Origin of the sequence: Edwardsiella tarda ATCC 15947 = NBRC 105688, from assembly GCF_003113495.2 — a bacterium.
GTDB classification, from domain to species: Bacteria; Pseudomonadota; Gammaproteobacteria; order Enterobacterales; family Enterobacteriaceae; genus Edwardsiella; species Edwardsiella tarda.
Genome location: NZ_CP084506.1, coordinates 1858523 through 1873743 on the forward strand (window position 1 = coordinate 1858523; position 15221 = coordinate 1873743).

At 60.8% G+C, this 15221-nt stretch carries 13 protein-coding genes; 12 read left to right on the forward strand and 1 reads right to left on the reverse strand.

The genetic code is table 11. The features are described 5' to 3' along the window. Positions 1 to 20: 20 nt before the first annotated feature. Positions 21 to 1118 (forward strand): AI-2E family transporter YdiK, encoded by a 1098-nt coding sequence (ydiK, locus tag DCL27_RS08580; protein ID WP_005293673.1) that lies wholly within the window; start codon positions 21 to 23, stop codon positions 1116 to 1118. A gap of 444 nt (positions 1119 to 1562) precedes the next feature. Here ydiK and ppsA read toward each other — a convergent pair whose 3' ends face one another. Continuing rightward, entirely contained in the window at positions 1563 to 3938 is a 2376-nt protein-coding gene (ppsA, locus tag DCL27_RS08585) for a phosphoenolpyruvate synthase (protein ID WP_035596856.1), read from the reverse strand. Between the two features lie 405 nt (positions 3939 to 4343). Between ppsA and ppsR the strand changes: the two genes are divergently transcribed. The 11 genes from ppsR (at position 4344) to DCL27_RS08640 (ending at position 15196) form a co-directional block, all read left to right on the forward strand. Continuing rightward, positions 4344 to 5165: a posphoenolpyruvate synthetase regulatory kinase/phosphorylase PpsR gene (gene ppsR, locus DCL27_RS08590; RefSeq protein WP_005293667.1), complete on the forward strand. Its 822-nt coding sequence runs from the start codon at positions 4344 to 4346 to the stop codon at positions 5163 to 5165. 194 nt (positions 5166 to 5359) lie between these two features. Beyond that, positions 5360 to 6406 carry a 3-deoxy-7-phosphoheptulonate synthase gene (locus DCL27_RS08595; protein ID WP_005285858.1) on the forward strand — a complete coding sequence of 349 codons (1047 nt, stop codon included), beginning with the start codon at positions 5360 to 5362 and terminating at the stop codon, positions 6404 to 6406. Positions 6407 to 6586: 180 nt separating this feature from the next. Continuing rightward, a complete protein-coding gene (gene hutW, locus DCL27_RS08600) occupies positions 6587 to 7963 on the forward strand; it encodes a heme anaerobic degradation radical SAM methyltransferase ChuW/HutW (protein WP_005293663.1) in 1377 nt (458 codons plus the stop codon). Then, on the forward strand, positions 7953 to 8483 hold the full coding sequence (hutX, locus tag DCL27_RS08605) for a heme utilization cystosolic carrier protein HutX (protein ID WP_035596853.1): 531 nt from the start codon (positions 7953 to 7955) through the stop codon (positions 8481 to 8483). Before hutW ends, hutX begins: the two co-directional genes overlap by 11 nt. Continuing rightward, complete coding sequence (locus DCL27_RS08610; RefSeq protein ID WP_035596850.1) at positions 8480 to 9112, forward strand: NAD(P)H-binding protein; 633 nt, start codon at positions 8480 to 8482, stop codon at positions 9110 to 9112. The genes hutX and DCL27_RS08610 overlap by 4 nt, the downstream gene beginning before the upstream one ends. 78 nt (positions 9113 to 9190) lie before the next feature. Next, positions 9191 to 9373: a hemin uptake protein HemP gene (gene hemP, locus DCL27_RS08615; RefSeq protein ID WP_005285846.1), complete on the forward strand. Its 183-nt coding sequence runs from the start codon at positions 9191 to 9193 to the stop codon at positions 9371 to 9373. A gap of 111 nt (positions 9374 to 9484) precedes the next feature. Further along, the gene (locus DCL27_RS08620; protein ID WP_109691526.1) at positions 9485 to 11473 is read left to right on the forward strand and encodes a TonB-dependent hemoglobin/transferrin/lactoferrin family receptor; all 1989 of its coding nucleotides are present in this window, start codon (positions 9485 to 9487) and stop codon (positions 11471 to 11473) included. A gap of 73 nt (positions 11474 to 11546) precedes the next feature. After that, positions 11547 to 12593 carry a hemin-degrading factor gene (locus DCL27_RS08625; protein ID WP_035597714.1) on the forward strand — a complete coding sequence of 349 codons (1047 nt, stop codon included), beginning with the start codon at positions 11547 to 11549 and terminating at the stop codon, positions 12591 to 12593. Further along, positions 12590 to 13423, forward strand: a complete 834-nt coding sequence (locus DCL27_RS08630; protein WP_005285840.1) for a heme/hemin ABC transporter substrate-binding protein — start codon at positions 12590 to 12592, stop codon at positions 13421 to 13423. The genes DCL27_RS08625 and DCL27_RS08630 overlap by 4 nt, the downstream gene beginning before the upstream one ends. Continuing rightward, positions 13420 to 14421 (forward strand): FecCD family ABC transporter permease, encoded by a 1002-nt coding sequence (locus DCL27_RS08635; RefSeq protein ID WP_005285838.1) that lies wholly within the window; start codon positions 13420 to 13422, stop codon positions 14419 to 14421. The genes DCL27_RS08630 and DCL27_RS08635 overlap by 4 nt, the downstream gene beginning before the upstream one ends. Continuing rightward, positions 14411 to 15196: a heme ABC transporter ATP-binding protein gene (locus DCL27_RS08640; protein WP_035597716.1), complete on the forward strand. Its 786-nt coding sequence runs from the start codon at positions 14411 to 14413 to the stop codon at positions 15194 to 15196. The genes DCL27_RS08635 and DCL27_RS08640 overlap by 11 nt, the downstream gene beginning before the upstream one ends. The last annotated feature ends 25 nt before the right edge of the window (positions 15197 to 15221 follow it).

Sequence of the window (15221 nt, forward strand, 5' to 3'; positions counted from 1 at the left end):
GCACAATCTGGATGGAGTCTATGGATAAGCCACAAGCGAAGTATGATCTGGCCCGGATTATTTTCGGGTCACTGTTTATTGCCCTGCTGCTCATCTCCTGCCTGTGGGTGGTGCAGCCCTTTATTCTGGGCTTCACCTGGGCCAGCATGGTGGTCATCGCCACCTGGCCGGTCTTGGTGTGGCTACAACGCCACCTCTGGGGAAAGCGTTGGTTGGCCGTGTTATTGATGACGCTGTTACTGTTACTGCTGTTTGTCATTCCGATCGGGATGGTGATCGCCAGTCTGATCACGAATGCCGGGCCGATCCTCGACTGGGCGGCTAATGCGCGTAACTGGCAGATGCCGCAGCTAGAGTGGCTCCAGACGCTGCCGCTTGTCGGTGAAAAGCTGTATGCCAGTTGGCATGGGCTGATGAGTGAAGGCGCCTTAATGGCGAAGATCCAGCCCTACATCGGCCAAGCGATCACCTGGTTTGTCACCCAGGCCGCCCATGTCGGCGGTTTCTTCCTGCACTGTTCACTGATGCTGCTATTTAGCGCGCTGCTGTATAGCCGTGGCGAGGATGTCGCGCTGGGGATCCGCCACTTCGCCATCCGACTGGCTGCCGAACGCGGCGATGCGGCGGTGATCCTCGGTGGTCAGGCCATTCGCGCCGTAGCCTTAGGGGTAGTGGTAACGGCCTTGGCTCAGTCGCTGTTAGCGGGGATTGGTCTCGCCGTCAGCGGTATCCACTATGCGGTGTTATTGACCGTGGTCATGTTTGTCTGCTGCCTGGCGCAACTCGGGCCACTACTGGTGCTGTTACCGGCAGTCGGCTGGCTCTATTGGAGCGGCGATACCACCTGGGGGACATTATTGTTGGTATGGAGCGGCGTGGTTGGCACCATGGATAACGTCCTGCGCCCCGCCTTGATCCGTATGGGGGCCGATCTACCGATGCTCTTAGTGCTCTCCGGTGTTATCGGTGGCCTATTAGCCTTTGGTATGATCGGGTTGTTTATCGGACCGGTGGTATTAGCGGTCTCCTACCGCCTGGTTTCGGCCTGGGTCAACGAGGCCCCCCCACCAGTAAAAGACGCGCGGCAACTCAGCGACGAACTGGAAAAATTACGTTAATTCATCTGAACCATAATATCCGCCCAGAAATGGGCGGATATTTACCCATAGCCAAATGTGATTATTTAATAACGCCTCACCCTTAATCTGTACATATTGCTTTCCTATTCACTGACTATAAAGATTCTGACTTACTTATTTTTTATAAGTTAACTATCGTCATAGTAATAAATTAGATATATAATCCGCTGCGGTAACGTATCCCGGCGGTATAGACCAATAGCAGACCACAAGCCGCCCGTTCCCCCGAATCTCGAAATACGCCACGGCATGGTTGCCGCGCGCCGGATTTCGTCCCCTATTGCTGTGTGTAGTCTTTGCCCATCATCTCGGTGGGCTTTTTTTTACCTCATGCGACAAACCATCCGGCTTATTTTTGACCCAGAAACGGACAAAAAAAACGGCCGCCGAGCGACCGTCTCCATTTAATCTAATACGATTAGCTTATTCTTCGGCCAAATTAATCCAGGTCTGTACCACCGTATCGGGATTTAATGACAGGCTGTCGATTCCCTGCTCCATCAACCAGCGAGCGAAGTCCTGATGATCCGACGGCCCTTGGCCACAGATCCCCACATACTTACCCTGCGCCTTAGCGCTACGGATCGCCATCGCCAGCAACGCCTTCACCGCCGCATTGCGCTCATCGAATAGCTCGGACACCACGCCGGAGTCACGATCCAAGCCCAGCGTCAACTGCGTCATATCGTTCGAGCCGATCGAGAAACCGTCGAAATGTGCCAGGAAATCGTCGGCCAGCAAGGCGTTAGAGGGGATCTCACACATCATGATCACCTTCAGGCCGTTTTCCCCACGGCGTAACCCCTCGTGTGCCAGCTGCGCGACCACCGCCTGCGCCTGCTCTACCGTACGCACAAATGGAATCATCACTTCGACGTTGGTCAGCCCCATCTCGTTGCGTACCCGCTTAATCGCCGCACACTCCAATGCGAAACAGGGAGCGAAGCTCTCCGCCACGTAGCGCCCGGCGCCGCGGAAGCCCAACATCGGGTTCTCCTCGTGCGGCTCATAACGCTCACCGCCGATCAGATTGGCATACTCGTTGGATTTGAAGTCAGACAGGCGCACGATCACCCGCTTCGGCCAGAACGCCGCCGCCAGCGTCGCGATGCCCTCCGTCAGACGCCCAACATAGAACTCCACCGGATCATCGAATCCCTGCATCAGCTGGCGGATCTCCGCCTGTACCGCCGGCTCCTGACGATCGAACTCCAACAAGGCGCGCGGATGCACCCCGATCATGCGGTTAATGATAAACTCCAGGCGAGCCAAGCCAACCCCTTCATTCGGTAGGCGGGCAAAGTCGAAGGCGCGATCCGGATTCCCAACGTTCATCATGATCTTCAAGGGCAACGCCGGCATCTGATCGACCTGTGAACTCTGTATCTGGAAATCGAGGCATTCACGGTAAACGTATCCGGTGTCCCCTTCGGCACAGGAGACGGTGACCAGATCCCCCTCCTGCAAGCGCTCGGTAGCATCGCCGCAACCGACTACCGCCGGGATACCCAGTTCGCGGGCGATGATCGCCGCGTGACAGGTCCGTCCGCCACGATTGGTGACGATCGCCGATGCCTTCTTCATAATCGGCTCCCAGTCGGGATCGGTCATGTCGGTGACCAACACATCGCCCGGTTCGATACGATGCATCTCGCTGATATCGGTGATCACCTTAACCGAACCGGCGCCGATACGGTGACCGATGGCTCGCCCCTCCACCAGCACTTCGCCACGCCGGCTCAACTGATAACGCTCCATCACCTGCTCGTTCGCCCGCACCGTCTCCGGCCGCGCCTGTACGATATACAGCTTGCCACTGTGTCCATCCTTGGCCCATTCAATATCCATCGGCCGCCCATAATGCTGCTCGATCAGCAGGGCCTGACGCGCCAGCTGCTGCACCTCCTCATCGCTGAGGCTAAAACGCGCCGAGAGCGCTGCGGGCACCTCTTCGATACGTACCTGCTTGCCATGCTCCTGGCTGTCGGCATAGACCATGCGGATCTTCTTGGAACCCAGGGTACGGCGCACGATTGCCGGGCGCCCCGCCTGCAGCGTCGGCTTATGCACGTAGAACTCGTCGGGATTCACCGCCCCCTGTACCACCATCTCCCCCAAGCCGTAAGCCGAGGTAATGAAAACGACCTGATCGAAACCCGATTCGGTATCCAGCGTAAACATCACCCCAGAGGAGGCCAGATCGGAGCGCACCATCAACTGTACCCCGGCGGAAAGCGCCACGCCGCGGTGATCGTACCCCTGATGCACCCGGTAAGAGATGGCGCGATCGTTAAACAGTGAGGCGAAGACATGTTTCACCGCCGTCATCACCGCCTCAATACCCTGCACATTGAGGAAGGTCTCCTGCTGGCCGGCAAAGGAGGCGTCGGGCATATCCTCTGCCGTCGCCGAAGAGCGTACGGCGAAGGAGGCGTGTGCATTATCGGCGGCGAGCGTCGTGTAAGCCTCACGGATCGCGTGCTCTAACGCCGACGGAAACGGGGTCTCCACCACCCAACGGCGGATCTGTGCGCCCGCGCGCGCCAGCGCATCGACATCGTCGATATCCGTCTGATCCAGCAGCGCGTAGATCCGCTGGTTAACGCCACTCTGCTCCAGAAAATCGTTAAACGCCTGAGCCGTCGTGGCGAAGCCATTCGGCACCGACACTCCCAGTTCAGACAAGTTGGTGATCATCTCCCCCAGGGAGGCGTTCTTACCGCCTACCCGATCGACATCGTGCATCCCGAGCTGGTTGTACCACACCACATGATGCAATTGCGCGCCATTACTAGACATCGAAGCAATCCTTTCTTTTTCAAAGCATGGGTTTCGGAAACATGACTCCGCCAAGGCGGTGTCGCCAGACTATCACACTGCACGCTCAGCCCAAGACAGGTGAATCGTTCCACCTGGCGCGGATTTTGACATTCTGCCAAATAGCGCACTTTTTTACTGATTCAAGCTGAAATCCGTCAGCTATTTTCGCCGATCGGCGCCCTTAGCTGACGCCGCTTGGTGCCGCCCCCCGAGAAACGATGAGATAAACAGGTGAATAATTTGAGGCAGCATATTGAAAGAAAAGACTTTCTTTGCCAGACCTTAATTAACTGTAGTCTTAAAAATTCATTCGTGCTATTTATCAGCAACCGGGTGGCAAGCCACCCGCCGCGCATTCTTTACCGCCAGCGACAGGAGCCGAGCATGAAGCGTAGCGTGTTCTATATTTCCGATGGAACGGCCATCACCGCCGAGGTGCTGGGGCACGCGGTGCTCTCGCAATTTGCCTTGGAGATCACGAGCTATACCCTCCCCTTTGTCGAAACCGAGGCGCGTGCCGAGGAGGTACGGCAACAGATCGACGCGATCTATCAAAATACCGGTGTGCGCCCCTTGGTGTTCTACTCCATCGTCTCACCGGCCGTACGCACCATCATCGAACGCAGCGAAGGGTTCTGCCAAGATATCGTCCGCGCCTTAGTCTCCCCACTGCAGCAGGAACTCGGCATTCAACCGGTGCATGTCGCCAACTTGACGCATGGCCTAACGGCCCACAATCTCAACCGTTACGATGCGCGTATCGCCGCCGTGGACTACACCCTGGCTCACGATGATGGCATCTCGCTACGTAATCTGGAGCGTGCCCAGGTGATCCTGCTGGGGGTATCGCGCTGTGGTAAGACCCCGACCAGCCTCTATCTGGCGATGCAGTTCGGTATCTTCGCCGCCAACTACCCCTTTACCGCCGACGATATGGATCACCTACAACTGCCGCCGGCGTTACGCGAACATGCCGGAAAGTTGTTCGGTCTGACGATTAATCCTGAACGCTTGGCCGCTATCCGTGAGGAGCGGCGAGAGAACAGTCGCTATGCCTCTTTGCGTCAGTGTCGTCTTGAGCTGGCTGAGGTCGAGGCGTTATACCGCAAGCAGCAGATCCACTACCTCAACACCACCAATCATTCGGTCGAAGAGATCGCCGCCAAGATCATCGACACCCTGGGCCTCAACCGCCGCATGTACTGACCGCCCGCCGCCCTGTGTGCAAGGCGAAAAAAGTGACCGATCGTGCGCTCGCTCACTCGTACTAGTAAGAAAGTACACCAACAGCTCACAAAAGCGGCGGCGCTCTATTGATTTGTCCGGCAATTGCTTTATCGTGATCTCCATCACTTCCCGGTACTCCTGCCGTTGAGAAGACCAGCTTTTTAGAGAACACCATGCACAAAACCGATGAACTGCGCACTGCACGCATCGACACGCTCGTTTCGCCTGCAGAACTGGCGCAGCAACTGCCTATCGATCCCTCGGTGGCGGAACACGTGACAACGTCACGAAAACGTATTGAACGCATCCTGCAAGGTGACGATCCCCGTTTGTTGGTGATCATCGGCCCTTGCTCCATTCATGATCCGGCGGCGGCGTTAGACTATGCCCAACGCCTGGCACCACTCTGCCAGCGTTACCGCGATCGGCTGGAGATCGTGATGCGCACCTACTTCGAGAAGCCTCGCACCGTCATCGGCTGGAAGGGGCTGATCTCCGATCCCGACCTCAACGGTGCCTGCCGCGTCAATCACGGTATCCGCCTGGCCCGTGAACTGCTGCTACGGGTGAACCAACTCGGGGTACCCACCGCCACCGAATTCCTGGATATGGTGACCGGGCAGTATATTGCCGATCTGATCAGTTGGGGGGCCATCGGCGCGCGCACCACCGAAAGCCAGATCCATCGCGAAATGGCCTCGGCACTCTCCTGCCCCGTCGGCTTCAAGAATGGCACCGATGGCAGCACCCGTATCGCCATCGATGCCATCCGCGCCGCCCGCGCGAGCCATATGTTCCTCTCTCCCGATAAAGCGGGGCGCATGACCATCTACCAGACCAGCGGTAATCCATTCGGCCACATCATCATGCGTGGCGGTAAGCAGCCCAACTATCATGCCGCCGATATTGCACAGACCTGCGATAGCCTGCGTCAGTTCGATCTACCGCCTTATCTGATCGTCGACGCCAGCCATGGCAACAGCCAGAAGCAGCACCGCCAACAGTTGGTGGTCGCCGAAGAGGTGGCACGCCAGATCCGCGCCGGTTCGCGTAATATTGTCGGCCTGATGGCCGAGAGTTTCATCACCGAGGGCGCGCAGAAGAACCTACCCGGTCAGCCATTGACCTACGGTCAATCCATCACCGATCCCTGCCTAGGTTGGGCGGAAAGCGAGCAACTACTGGCATTATTAGCCGACGCCGTCGCCAGCCGCCAGTAATCCCATAGCGGGACGTCTATCACGGCGTCCCGCGCCTTTCCTTGCCACGATCCCTCTCCTTACCAGACGATTTTTCGCTTTTTTCTTGACTCAGATCATGATTGATACGCATTGTCGTTGATCGAATGATAACTATTATCATTCAATGCCGCGCAATTCAGATCTTCACGGAGAGTTATCATGACGCTGGACATTACCCCCTATCTGGCCTCCCCCGACGGGATCCCCTTTCCCGATCGTTGGGCCACCATGCCATGGCGCCATCAACAGCCTCTGCCCGGCGAGCAGATCGCGTCGGGCTGGCAAAGGTTATGCCAGCACCCCCTGCCAGCTAACAAACGTCTGCTGTATGTCCACATCCCATTCTGCGCCACGCGCTGCAACTTCTGTGGCTTCTACCAGAATCGCCTCGACGACGAGGCCATCGCCCGCTACTGCGACTACCTGCAACAGGAGATTGCCCTGGAGTGCGCCCAGCCGTTGCAACAGTCCGCCCCGATCCACGCCATCTACTTCGGCGGCGGGACGCCCAGTGCCCTCAGCGCCGAGCAACTGCGCCGCCTGATCGGCCAGTTGCGCAGCTCACTGCCCCTGGCCGCCGACTGCGAGATCACCGTCGAGGGACGTATTTTTAACTTCGACGCCGCGCGTATCGATGCCTGCCTGGAGGCCGGGGCGAATCGCTTCTCCATCGGCATCCAGACCTTCGATACCCGTTTGCGCCAACGCATGGGACGTCGCGCCGATCGCGATGAGGCGATCGCCTTCCTACGCGATCTGGCCGAGCGCGATCGGGCCGCGGTGATCTGCGACCTGATGTTTGGCCTGCCAGGACAAACCGCCGCCAGCTGGCAAAACGATCTGGACATCGTCTCGGCGTTGCCGCTGGATGGCGTGGATCTGTACGCCCTCAACCTGCTGCCCTCGACCCCGCTGGCCAAGGCGGTCGACAGCGGTCGCAGCCAGATCGCCGACGCCGCACAGCGCCAGGCATTCTATCTGCACGCGCTGGAGCACTTGGCGCAGCGCGGGTGGCACCAGCTCAGCAACAGCCACTGGGCACGGACCACCCGCGAGCGCAACCTGTATAACCTGCTGATCAAACAGGGAGCAGACTGCCTGGCTTTCGGCAGCGGCGCCGGCGGCCACCTCAACGGCCAGTCCTATATGCTGCAACGCGATTTAACAAGCTATTACCGTTCGCTCGATGCGCGACGTAAGCCCTTGATGATGCTCAGTGCGCCCGCGCCTCAACACCATTGGCGACTGACGCTGCAAGGCGGTATCGAGACCGGTCGCCTAGACTTAACCACCCTGCTGGCCGATCCCGCCCCCTTGTTGCCGCTATTACAGCAGTGGCAACAGTGTGATCTGCTGCACCTCCAGCAACATTGCATCCTGCTGACCGCGCGCGGCCGTTTCTGGGCCAGTAACCTGTTACAGGCGCTACAACAGCTGATCGCTCAACTGCTCGGCGAGCCGTCAGCAATGGACGCGGCGAATGGCCGCACCACTCATCGTTCATCCCGACACGAGGCCCATCATCATGCATCCTGAAAACAACAGCCACTACGCCGAACTTGACGCCTTTCTCGCCACGGCCCCGACCATCACCGTCGAAGAGATCGCCCAGCGTTTCGCCCTATCCTGCCTGGCGGTGCTACGCCGCCTGCCTCAGGTCACCCTGTGCGACGGCGGCGCCTTCGATCAGGTCTGGCAGACCCTGACCGAGTGGGGCGACGTCACCACCCTGATCAACAATCGTGATCTGATCCTGGAGTTCCACGGCCCGCTACCCGCCGGTGCCCACCGCCACGGCTTCTTCAACTTGAAGGGAAGCGGCGGACTGAGCGGCCATATCCGCGCGGAGCGGTGCCACCACATCGCGCTGGTAGAACGCCCCTTCATGGGCATGGCGACGGCCAGCGTCTGGTTTCTCAATCCCGAGGGACAAGCCATGCTCAAAGTCTTCGTCGGGCGCGATGAACAACGCCGCCTGCGTGCGGAGCCGTTGGCTCAGTTCCGCGCCCTGGCACAACGCCTGGCCACGCAAGCGCGCGCAGAGGTGACACCATGACCCCCTGGATCCTCTTCGGCGCCGGGCAAGGCTGCGGCTTGGCGCTGGCGCAACGGACGGCGGGCGAGCGCCCGCTGTATGCATTGGTACGACGCACAGAGCAGGCGCAGCGCCTGCGTGACCTCGGCGTCCAGGTTACCCTCGGCGACGCGCGCGACGAGGCACTGTTGGCGACGCTGTTCCGTCAAGCCGGTGCAAAGAGTGCCATCCTCTCCACCCTCGGCGGTGGCGGGTGCGACTACAGCGCACATCGGGCGATGATCGACCAGGGCGTCGCTCAGGGTATCCAACGGATGTTGCTCGTGACGTCGCTCGGTTGCGGCGATAGCTGGCCGTTACTCTCACCGGCGGCACGGGCCGCCTTCGGCCAGAGCGTGCGTGAGAAGAGCCTGGCAGAGAGTTGGCTACAGAGTAGCGGCATGCACTACTGCATCCTACGCCCCGGCGGCCTGTTGACGGGCGAGGCCAGCGGGCAGGCTCAGCTTTACGCCACGCCGCGCCACGGTCTGGTGCGTCGCGCCGATGTCGCCCAGTGGATGTACCACTTGATGGCACAGCCGCAAGCCTGGAACCAGATCCATACCCTGATCGATCCACACTTGCAGGCCACGGAACGCCACACCGCGTAAAAATTGCTTGCCGCCACCGGCGGCTTATACGATAATGATTATCATTAAGATAACAACTTAATTTGATCTTACGCGATTATGGAAAAAGTGAATCTCGATTCAGTGCGTAGCAAAACAACGCCAGAGCCGCTCTCAATGCCCGGAGCGATCATCGCCAGTCATCTCCTACTCGGTCGGGATGGCCGAGTGATCATCAGCCACCAGGGAGAGCATTACCAGTTGCGTCAGACGCGTTCAGGCAAGCTGATCCTGACCAAGTAGTTCCCGCACCATCGTGCACCTCGATTTTTTGCCAGCCACCCAGCCCACCCGATACGGTGTGGCAAGGCAGCCAGCATCCCAATGCCGTGATTACATTTGGAGTGTTGAGCCATGCCCCCACTTTCCCGCCCCGCCTTACGTCCGCTCACTCTGGCCATCGCCAGCATCCTACTGACGCCGATGGCGCTACAGGCGGCACCGAGCCACAACGATACGATGACGGTCGTCGCTACCGGTAACCAACGCGATAGCTTTAGCGCCCCGATGATGATCAGCGTCATCGATAGCCATGATCCGGTTGCCAGCAGCGCCGCCTCGGCGCCGGAGATGCTGCGGGCCGTGCCCGGCCTGACGCTGAGCGGGGTTGGCCGGAGCAATGGTCAGGACATCACCCTGCGGGGCTACGATAATCGAGGCATCTTGGTGCTGGTGGATGGTGTGCGTCAGGGCGTTGATAGCGGGCACCTAAACGGTACCTTCCTCGATCCGGCGTTAATCAAACGCGTCGAGGTGGTTCGCGGCCCCGGCGCCCTGCTGTATGGCAGCGGGGCCCTGGGGGGCGTCATCGCCTACCAGACGGTGGATGCCGCCGATCTGCTGGCGCCGGGGAAAACGAGCGGCTACCGCCTGTTCGCCAGCGGCGGCAGCCAGGATAGCAGCCTGGGTATGGGCGCCAGCGCCTACGCCAAGAGCGACACCCTGGATGGGCTGCTCTCCTTCAGCACCCGGCAACGGGGCGATCTGCGCCTCGGCGCGGGTCAGCGTGCCGCCAACCGTGAGGTGATCGGCGACCTGCTGGCCAAGGGCAGCTGGCAGATCGACGCGGCCCAGTCTCTGCGCGCCAGCCTCCGCTATTATGACAATGCGGCGCGTGAGCCGAAAAATCCGCAAGAGATCGCCCCCTCCGCCAACAACGTCATGACCGATCGCGACACGCGTCAGCGCGATATTCAACTGGAGTACCGTCTACGGCCGAGCGAACAGCCATGGTTGGATGCCACGCTGCGCCCCTACTACTCCGATGTCAACATCACGGCCAACCCCAAGGGGGAACACGATGAGCGCCGCACGCAACGAACCACCGGCCTGCGCCTGGAAAACCGCTCACGTCTGCTGAGTGACTCGTCTGCGGCCCATCTGCTGACCTACGGCGGCGAGACCTATCGCCAGAGCCAGAAACCCGGCGGCAACGCAGGCAGCTACCCGCAGGCCGACATCCGGTTCGCCTCCGGCTGGCTACAGGATGAGATCACCTTGCGCGATCTCCCCGTCAGCCTAGTCGCTGGCGCACGCTACGACAGCTATCGGGCGCATAACGACCAATATGGCGACATCAATGCCGATAAATGGTCATCGCGTGCCGCGTTGACCGTCACCCCCGCCGACTGGTTGATGCTGTTCGCCAGCTATGCCCAGGCGTTTCGCGCCCCGACCATCGGCGAAATGTACAACGATGCCATTCACTTCCGCATCGGCCCTTTCACCAACTACTGGCGCCCCAACCCCAATCTGCGCCCGGAGAGTAATGCCACCCAGGAGGCCGGATTCGGGTTGCGCTTCGATGATCTGGTGAGCGATGGTGACACGCTCCAGTTCAAGTCCAGCTACTTCGGTACCCGCGCCAAGGACTATATCGATATCGACGTAAATGCAGCTAAGGGATATACCACCTCGGTCAACGTCAGCGATGTCAAGCTGTGGGGCTGGGACATGAGTCTAGACTACCAGAGTGACGCCTTCAGCTGGCGCTCTGCCTATAACCACACCCGCGGCAAGAATAGCCGTACCGGTGAATGGATCGCCAACGGGACGCCGGACACGATCACCAACCACCTAGACGTCCCGCTGGCTCATAGTGGCTTCTCCGTCGGTTGGATCGGGACCTTCGCCGCCCCATTCCATCACTATGGCCCACGCAGCCAGCCGCAGGCGGGCTACGGCGTCAACGATCTCTATCTCAGCTACCGTGGCGCGGCAACGGGTGGCGCCTTTAGCGCCACGGCGGTACTCAGTAACGCGCTCGACAAGACCTATTACGCGCCGAACGGTGCGTTACAAGATGGGCGCGGCGCCCGTCTGCTGCTGAGCTACCAGTGGTAACCCAATAATAATCAGGGCCGTCGACACGGCCCACGTTCACCTGCACGCTAATCAACGAAGGAAGAGTCATCCCATGAGTCATGCCCTGTATACACGCTATCTGGAAGCCCGCCAACAACAGCCACAACGCTATGCACGCGATCTGGCGCAACACTTAGGCGTCAGCGAAGGCGAACTGACCCGAGCGCGCGTCGGCCACGATGCCCGCCGCCTCCAGGTCGATGCCGCTACCCTGCTCGAGGCCTGTGCGGCGCTGGGTGAAATTAAGGCCATCACGCGCAACGAATATGCCGTGCATGAACATCTGGGGCGTTACACCAATCTGAGTCTGAGTGAACACGGCGGCCTGATCCTTAACCCGCGTGAGCTGGACCTACGCCTGTTCCTGCAACATTGGCATAGCGTCTTCGCCCTGTGCGAACAGAGCGCGCGCGGTGAACGCCTCAGCCTGCAGTGTTTCGATCAATACGGCGACGCCGTACATAAGATCTATGCGACCGAACAGAGTGACATGGACGCGTGGCAGGCACTGGTCGAGCGTTTCGCCAGCCCGGAAAACCCCGCCTTCCCCAATGGCACAACGCCGCCACCCGCCGCCTCCGCAGCCATGCCCACCGTCGATAGCGCCGCGTTGGAGCGTGAATGGCGCGCAATGACGGATGTCCATCAGTTCTTCCCGCTACTCCGCCGCCACGGTGTCACCCGTCAGCAAGCCTTCGCCGCCATCGCCGACGATCTGGCCTACCCGGTCGACAATGGCGCATTGCAGCAGATCCTGGAGCAAGCCCGGCACGATCAGAATGAGATCATGATCTTCGTCGGCAATCGCGGCTGTGTACAGATCTTCACCGGTCAGATCGCGCAGGTGACGACCCACCAGCAGTGGCTCAACGTGTTCAACCCACGCTTCACCCTGCATTTACAAGCGCCCGCCATCGCCAGCAGTTGGGTCACGCGTAAACCCACCCGCGACGGCATCGTCAGCAGCCTGGAGCTGTTTGCCGCCGACGGTAGCCAAATCGCCCAACTGTTCGGCCAGCGTACCGAAGGCAACTCCGAGCAACCGCGTTGGCGTGAGCAACTGGCGGCACTGGCAGCGCTGACGGAGGTACCGGCATGAGACCACGCCTCCGTCATGCCCTGTGTCTGCTGGCGCTGTTTAGCGTCGGCAGTCAGGCCGCCGAACGTCTAGTGACCATCGGTGGCGATGTAACCGAAATCGTCTTCGCGCTCGGCGCTGGCGATCAGGTGGTGGCGCGCGACAGTACCAGCACCCATCCCGCTGCCGTTAACGCCCTCCCCGATGTCGGCTACATGCGTCAGTTAAATGCCGAGGGGATCCTGGCGCTGAAACCGACACGGGTGTTAGCCAGCGATCAGGCGCAACCGGCTCTGGCGCTGAAGCAGATCCAAGAGGTCGGCGTGCCACTCACCCAGATCGACGGTGCCAACTCGTTAGACGCCGTCGAGGTCAAGATCCGCCAGCTGGCCGAGGCTCTCGGGCGCCAACGCGAAGGCCAGGCGCTGATCGCCGACTACCAGCGGCGTTTGGCGGCGGTGCCTCGCACACCGCTCGCCAGCCGCGTGTTGTTTATCCTGAGCCATAACGGCATGTCACCGATGGCAGCCGGGCAACAGACCGCCGCCGATGCCATCATTCGGGCCGCCGGGGCGCAGAATGCCATGCAGGGCTTCAACCGTTACCGCCCGTTGTCTCAGGAGGGGGTGATCGCCGCACAACCGGATCTGATCCTGCTGACGCGTGATGGTGCCGCCGCACTCGGCGGCAGCGAGCGGGTCTGGAACCTTCCCGGTTTGGCCCAGACGCCCGCCGCCCGTCACCGGCGCGTATTGGTCGTAGATGACATGGCGCTGCTCGGTTTCACCCTCGGCACACCGGATGCGCTGGCGGCGCTGCATCAGGCGGCCTCACAGGCGCAACACCCATGACGCATCGCTCGCCGCGCCGAACCTTGGCGCTCTTGTGTGCCCTGTTGCTGGTGACCTTGGCGCTCTCCGCGCACCTCGGCGCCCTGCGCCTATCCCCCGTCGCGCTGCTGCGCGACGGGGATGCCCTCCAGTGGCAGATCTGGCTCAATATCCGCCTACCGCGCATCCTGCTGGCGTTACTCATCGGCATGGCGCTGGCGGTCTCCGGCGCCATCATGCAGGGGCTATTCCGTAACCCGCTGGCCGATCCGGCGTTGCTGGGGATCAGTAGTGGCGCCGCGCTGAGCGTAGCCTTGACCATCGTTCTCCCCTTGGCGTTGACACCGCTGCTGGCGCTGTATGCGCAGATGCTGGCCGCTTTCACCGGTAGCCTGGTCATCTCGTTGCTGATCTATCTGCTCAGTCGCGGCGCATCAGTGACACTGTCACGCCTGTTGCTCGCGGGGATCGCCATCAATGCACTCTGCTTCGCCCTGGTCGGCGTCTTGAGCTACCTGAGCGACGATCAGCAACTGCGCCAATTCACCCTGTGGAGCATGGGCAGCTTGTCACGCGGTGAGTGGCATACCCTCGCCGCCTGCGCCCTGCTGATCTTGCCCGCTTGCCTCTACACCTTGACCCTCGCCCAGCGCCTCAACCTGCTGCAACTCGGCGACGAGGAGGCGCACTACCTCGGCCTCGATGTGGCGCGCACTAAACGCCTGCTACTGCTGCTCAGTGCGCTGTTGGTCGGGGCCGCCGTCGCCGTCAGCGGCGTCATCGGCTTCATCGGTCTGGTGGTGCCTCATCTGTTCCGTCTCCGCCTGGGTGCCGACCACCGCTGGTTGCTGCCCTGCTCGGCGCTCGGCGGTGCCTGCCTGTTGTTACTGGCCGATACCCTGGCGCGTACCTTGGCCGCGCCAGCGGAGATGCCGGTCGGCATGCTAACCAGTCTGCTCGGCGGTCCCTATTTTCTCTGGTTGATATTACGTTATCGGGAGATAACTCATGGCGCATGACCCAACCTTACGCGCAGAGCAGATCACCCTGCACGCGAACGGGCGCACCCTGATCGATCGGGTCTCGTTGAGCCTGGCCTGTGGCGAACTGGTGGCGATCATCGGCCCCAACGGGGCCGGAAAGTCTACCCTAATGCGATTGTTGGCCGGTTATCTACACCCTGATGCGGGACGCTGCACCCTGCTGGGACGCGATCTCGCCGACTGGCCCGCCCAACAGTTGGCGCGCCGTCGGGCGGTGATGCGCCAGCATAGCGCGCTGGCCTTTCCCTTCAGCGTACGCGAGGTGATCGCCATGGGACGGGCGCCCTGTCCCACCGGGCATCATCCCCAGGCGCTGCAGCGGGTAATGCAGCAGAGTGGCTGCCTGCCGTTGGCCGACCGTGACTACCGCACCCTCTCCGGCGGTGAGCAGCAACGGGTGCAATTGGCACGCGCCCTGGCGCAGTTATGGCAACCCGATCCCCAGCCGCGCTGGCTGTTCCTCGACGAACCGACCTCGGCGCTCGATCTCTACCATCAGCAACAACTGTTGCGCCTGTTACACGGGATGACACGGCGTGAGCCACTCGCGGTCTGTTGCATCCTGCACGATCTCAACTTAGCGGCGCTGTATGCCGACCGTATCCTACTGCTGCATCACGGTGAACTGGTCGCCAACGGCCCGCCGGAACAGGTATTGGACCCGGCGCTGCTCAGCCGTTGGTATCAGGCCGATCTCGTCGCTGGACGCCACCCCGAGAGTGGCGAGCCCCAGATCCATCTCCGCCGTTGAGGCTCTCTCCCGCGCCGGCCTGCCG

Excerpts from the sequence above, each read along its gene's own strand:
- ydiK (WP_005293673.1), top strand. The coding sequence starts at position 21 with ATGGATAAGCCACAAGCGAAGTATGATCTGGCCCGGATTATTTTCGGG.
- ppsA (WP_035596856.1), bottom strand. The coding sequence starts at position 3,938 with ATGTCTAGTAATGGCGCGCAATTGCATCATGTGGTGTGGTACAACCAG.
- ppsR (WP_005293667.1), top strand. The coding sequence starts at position 4,344 with ATGAAGCGTAGCGTGTTCTATATTTCCGATGGAACGGCCATCACCGCC.
- DCL27_RS08595 (WP_005285858.1), top strand. The coding sequence starts at position 5,360 with ATGCACAAAACCGATGAACTGCGCACTGCACGCATCGACACGCTCGTT.
- hutW (WP_005293663.1), top strand. The coding sequence starts at position 6,587 with ATGACGCTGGACATTACCCCCTATCTGGCCTCCCCCGACGGGATCCCC.
- hutX (WP_035596853.1), top strand. The coding sequence starts at position 7,953 with ATGCATCCTGAAAACAACAGCCACTACGCCGAACTTGACGCCTTTCTC.
- DCL27_RS08610 (WP_035596850.1), top strand. The coding sequence starts at position 8,480 with ATGACCCCCTGGATCCTCTTCGGCGCCGGGCAAGGCTGCGGCTTGGCG.
- hemP (WP_005285846.1), top strand. The coding sequence starts at position 9,191 with ATGGAAAAAGTGAATCTCGATTCAGTGCGTAGCAAAACAACGCCAGAG.
- DCL27_RS08620 (WP_109691526.1), top strand. The coding sequence starts at position 9,485 with ATGCCCCCACTTTCCCGCCCCGCCTTACGTCCGCTCACTCTGGCCATC.
- DCL27_RS08625 (WP_035597714.1), top strand. The coding sequence starts at position 11,547 with ATGAGTCATGCCCTGTATACACGCTATCTGGAAGCCCGCCAACAACAG.
- DCL27_RS08630 (WP_005285840.1), top strand. The coding sequence starts at position 12,590 with ATGAGACCACGCCTCCGTCATGCCCTGTGTCTGCTGGCGCTGTTTAGC.
- DCL27_RS08635 (WP_005285838.1), top strand. The coding sequence starts at position 13,420 with ATGACGCATCGCTCGCCGCGCCGAACCTTGGCGCTCTTGTGTGCCCTG.
- DCL27_RS08640 (WP_035597716.1), top strand. The coding sequence starts at position 14,411 with ATGGCGCATGACCCAACCTTACGCGCAGAGCAGATCACCCTGCACGCG.